Source organism: Streptococcus mitis (genome assembly GCF_003942865.1).
Classification (GTDB): Bacteria; Bacillota; Bacilli; order Lactobacillales; family Streptococcaceae; genus Streptococcus; species Streptococcus mitis_BI.
Window position 1 is genome coordinate 1 of record NZ_RJNZ01000020.1, and the last position, 5203, is coordinate 5203.

The 5203-nt window shown below is 49.7% G+C and carries 2 tRNA genes and 3 rRNA genes; all 5 read right to left on the reverse strand.

Annotated elements, in window-relative coordinates:
• Position 1: 1 nt before the first annotated feature.
• Positions 2-117: ribosomal RNA gene (gene rrf / locus D8845_RS10030) — 5S ribosomal RNA — on the reverse strand.
• A 76-nt stretch (positions 118-193) separates the two neighbouring features.
• A 23S ribosomal RNA gene (locus D8845_RS10035) occupies positions 194-3095 on the reverse strand.
• 124 nt (positions 3096-3219) lie between these two features.
• Positions 3220-3292, reverse strand: a tRNA-Ala gene (locus tag D8845_RS10040).
• A gap of 51 nt (positions 3293-3343) precedes the next feature.
• Positions 3344-4889: ribosomal RNA gene (locus D8845_RS10045) — 16S ribosomal RNA — on the reverse strand.
• The 16S, 23S and 5S rRNA genes sit together here with 2 tRNA genes alongside, the layout of an rRNA operon.
• A gap of 242 nt (positions 4890-5131) precedes the next feature.
• Positions 5132-5203 (reverse strand) — tRNA-Glu (locus tag D8845_RS10050).

Genomic DNA, 5203 nt, shown 5'->3' on the forward strand with positions numbered 1-5203 from the left:
AGCTAAGCGACTTCCATATCTCACAGGGGGCAACCCCCAACTACTTCCGGCGTTCTAGGGCTTAACTTCTGTGTTCGGCATGGGTACAGGTGTATCTCCTAGGCTATCGTCACTTAACTCTGAGTAATACCTACTCAAAATTGAATATCTATTCAAATCAAGAAAACCATTCGCTTTCATATTCTCAGTTACTTTGGATAAGTCCTCGAGCTATTAGTATTAGTCCGCTACATGTGTCGCCACACTTCCACTTCTAACCTATCTACCTGATCATCTCTCAGGGCTCTTACTGATATAAAATCATGGGAAATCTCATCTTGAGGTGGGTTTCACACTTAGATGCTTTCAGCGTTTATCCCTTCCCTACATAGCTACCCAGCGATGCCTTTGGCAAGACAACTGGTACACCAGCGGTAAGTCCACTCTGGTCCTCTCGTACTAGGAGCAGATCCTCTCAAATTTCCTACGCCCGCGACGGATAGGGACCGAACTGTCTCACGACGTTCTGAACCCAGCTCGCGTGCCGCTTTAATGGGCGAACAGCCCAACCCTTGGGACCGACTACAGCCCCAGGATGCGACGAGCCGACATCGAGGTGCCAAACCTCCCCGTCGATGTGAACTCTTGGGGGAGATAAGCCTGTTATCCCCAGGGTAGCTTTTATCCGTTGAGCGATGGCCCTTCCATACGGAACCACCGGATCACTAAGCCCGACTTTCGTCCCTGCTCGAGTTGTAGCTCTCGCAGTCAAGCTCCCTTATACCTTTACACTCTGCGAATGATTTCCAACCATTCTGAGGGAACCTTTGGGCGCCTCCGTTACCTTTTAGGAGGCGACCGCCCCAGTCAAACTGCCCGTCAGACACTGTCTCCGATAGGGATCACCTATCCGGGTTAGAGTGGCCATAACACAAGGGTAGTATCCCAACAACGTCTCCTTCGAAACTGGCGTCCCGATCTCATAGACTCCTACCTATCCTGTACATGTGGTACAGACACTCAATATCAAACTGCAGTAAAGCTCCATGGGGTCTTTCCGTCCTGTCGCGGGTAACCTGCATCTTCACAGGTACTAAAATTTCACCGAGTCTCTCGTTGAGACAGTGCCCAAATCATTACGCCTTTCGTGCGGGTCGGAACTTACCCGACAAGGAATTTCGCTACCTTAGGACCGTTATAGTTACGGCCGCCGTTTACTGGGGCTTCAATTCATACCTTCGCTTGCGCTAAGCACTCCTCTTAACCTTCCAGCACCGGGCAGGCGTCACCCCCTATACATCATCTTACGATTTAGCAGAGAGCTGTGTTTTTGATAAACAGTTGCTTGGGCCTATTCACTGCGGCTGACTTAAAGTCAGCACCCCTTCTCCCGAAGTTACGGGGTCATTTTGCCGAGTTCCTTAACGAGAGTTCTCTCGCTCACCTGAGGCTACTCGCCTCGACTACCTGTGTCGGTTTGCGGTACGGGTAGAGTATGTTTAAACGCTAGAAGCTTTTCTTGGCAGTGTGACGTCACTAACTTCGCTACTAAACTTCGCTCCCCATCACAGCTCAATGTTATAGAACTAAGCATTTGACTCAGTTCACACCTCACTGCTTAGACAGACACTTCCAATCGTCTGCTTTAGTTAGCCTACTGCGTCCCTCCATCACTACATACTCTAGTACAGGAATATCAACCTGTTGTCCATCGGATACACCTTTCGGTCTCTCCTTAGGTCCCGACTAACCCAGGGCGGACGAGCCTTCCCCTGGAAACCTTAGTCTTACGGTGGACAGGATTCTCACCTGTCTTTCGCTACTCATACCGGCATTCTCACTTCTATGCGTTCCAGCACTCCTCACGGTACACCTTCTTCACACATAGAACGCTCTCCTACCATACCTATAAAGGTATCCACAGCTTCGGTAAATTGTTTTAGCCCCGGTACATTTTCGGCGCAGGGTCACTCGACTAGTGAGCTATTACGCACTCTTTGAATGAATAGCTGCTTCTAAGCTAACATCCTAGTTGTCTGTGCAACCCCACATCCTTTTCCACTTAACAATTATTTTGGGACCTTAGCTGGTGGTCTGGGCTGTTTCCCTTTTGACTACGGATCTTAGCACTCGCAGTCTGACTGCCGACCATAATTCATTGGCATTCGGAGTTTATCTGAGATTGGTAATCCGGGATGGACCCCTCACCCAAACAGTGCTCTACCTCCAAGAATCTCTAATGTCGACGCTAGCCCTAAAGCTATTTCGGAGAGAACCAGCTATCTCCAAGTTCGTTTGGAATTTCTCCGCTACCCACAAGTCATCCAAGCACTTTTCAACGTGCCCTGGTTCGGTCCTCCAGTGCGTCTTACCGCACCTTCAACCTGCTCATGGGTAGGTCACATGGTTTCGGGTCTACGTCATAATACTAATTCGCCCTATTCAGACTCGGTTTCCCTACGGCTCCGTCTCTTCAACTTAACCTCGCATCATAACGTAACTCGCCGGTTCATTCTACAAAAGGCACGCTCTCACCCATTAACGGGCTCGAACTTGTTGTAGGCACACGGTTTCAGGTTCTATTTCACTCCCCTCCCGGGGTGCTTTTCACCTTTCCCTCACGGTACTGGTTCACTATCGGTCACTAGGGAGTATTTAGGGTTGGGAGATGGTCCTCCCAGATTCCGACGGGATTTCACGTGTCCCGCCGTACTCAGGATACTGCTAGGTACAAAGACTATTTTAAATACGAGGCTATTACTCTCTTTGGCTGATCTTCCCAAATCATTCTTCTATAATCTTTGAGTCCACATTGCAGTCCTACAACCCCGAAGAGTAAACTCTTCGGTTTGCCCTTCTGCCGTTTCGCTCGCCGCTACTAAGGCAATCGCTTTTGCTTTCTCTTCCTGCAGCTACTTAGATGTTTCAGTTCACTGCGTCTTCCTCCTCACATCCTTAACAGATGCGGGTAACAGGTAGTACCTGTTGGGTTCCCCCATTCGGAAATCCCTGGATCATCGCTTACTTACAGCTACCCAAGGCATATCGTCGTTTGTCACGTCCTTCTTCGGCTCCTAGTGCCAAGGCATCCACCGTGCGCCCTTATTAACTTAACCTTATTTTCTGACCTTTCAGTCATAAACTCTTATTAATACTACAGCGTTTTCGGTTTATTTTCTTGTTACTATTTGATATAGATATTCAATTTTCAATGTGCATTACTTGGTGATCTCTCACCAATGGAGCCTAGCGGGATCGAACCGCTGACCTCCTGCGTGCAAAGCAGGCGCTCTCCCAGCTGAGCTAAGGCCCCACAAGACCTCTCAAGACTAAACAAGACCAATGCGCAGTTCCTTTTCCTTAGAAAGGAGGTGATCCAGCCGCACCTTCCGATACGGCTACCTTGTTACGACTTCACCCCAATCATCTATCCCACCTTAGGCGGCTGGCTCCTTACGGTTACCTCACCGACTTCGGGTGTTACAAACTCTCGTGGTGTGACGGGCGGTGTGTACAAGGCCCGGGAACGTATTCACCGCGGCGTGCTGATCCGCGATTACTAGCGATTCCGACTTCATGTAGGCGAGTTGCAGCCTACAATCCGAACTGAGACTGGCTTTAAGAGATTAGCTTGCCGTCACCGGCTTGCGACTCGTTGTACCAGCCATTGTAGCACGTGTGTAGCCCAGGTCATAAGGGGCATGATGATTTGACGTCATCCCCACCTTCCTCCGGTTTATTACCGGCAGTCTCGCTAGAGTGCCCAACTGAATGATGGCAACTAACAATAGGGGTTGCGCTCGTTGCGGGACTTAACCCAACATCTCACGACACGAGCTGACGACAACCATGCACCACCTGTCACCTCTGTCCCGAAGGAAAACTCTATCTCTAGAGCGGTCAGAGGGATGTCAAGACCTGGTAAGGTTCTTCGCGTTGCTTCGAATTAAACCACATGCTCCACCGCTTGTGCGGGCCCCCGTCAATTCCTTTGAGTTTCAACCTTGCGGTCGTACTCCCCAGGCGGAGTGCTTAATGCGTTAGCTGCGGCACTAAACCCCGGAAAGGGTCTAACACCTAGCACTCATCGTTTACGGCGTGGACTACCAGGGTATCTAATCCTGTTTGCTCCCCACGCTTTCGAGCCTCAGCGTCAGTTACAAGCCAGAGAGCCGCTTTCGCCACCGGTGTTCCTCCATATATCTACGCATTTCACCGCTACACATGGAATTCCACTCTCCCCTCTTGCACTCAAGTTAAACAGTTTCCAAAGCGTACTATGGTTAAGCCACAGCCTTTAACTTCAGACTTATCTAACCGCCTGCGCTCGCTTTACGCCCAATAAATCCGGACAACGCTCGGGACCTACGTATTACCGCGGCTGCTGGCACGTAGTTAGCCGTCCCTTTCTGGTAAGATACCGTCACAGTGTGAACTTTCCACTCTCACACTCGTTCTTCTCTTACAACAGAGCTTTACGATCCGAAAACCTTCTTCACTCACGCGGCGTTGCTCGGTCAGACTTCCGTCCATTGCCGAAGATTCCCTACTGCTGCCTCCCGTAGGAGTCTGGGCCGTGTCTCAGTCCCAGTGTGGCCGATCACCCTCTCAGGTCGGCTATGTATCGTCGCCTTGGTGAGCCGTTACCCCACCAACTAGCTAATACAACGCAGGTCCATCTGGTAGTGATGCAATTGCACCTTTTAAGCAAATGTCATGCAACATCTACTCTTATGCGGTATTAGCTATCGTTTCCAATAGTTATCCCCCGCTACCAGGCAGGTTACCTACGCGTTACTCACCCGTTCGCAACTCATCCGGAGAAGCAAGCTCCTCCTTCAGCGTTCTACTTGCATGTATTAGGCACGCCGCCAGCGTTCGTCCTGAGCCAGGATCAAACTCTCATTAAAAGTTTGAGTTCTCACTCATTTCTGTCACTGACAGATTTATTGTTTTTTCATTGTTCAGTACTACAACCTTAGTTGTAGTGCCCTGCACATTGGTTCGTCTTGTTCAGTTTTCAAAGGTCTTTGTCACTTGCTTCTCTCAAGCGACAACTATATTAGTATATCACAGTCGCTTTCGCTTGTCAACACTTTTTTGAAACTTTTTTAAAACTTTTTTCATCAAGTGTCTCAACCGCAACATACCATAGTCCGTACGGGATTCGAACCCGTGTTACCGCCGTGAAAAGGCGGTGTCTTAACCCCTTGACCAACGGACC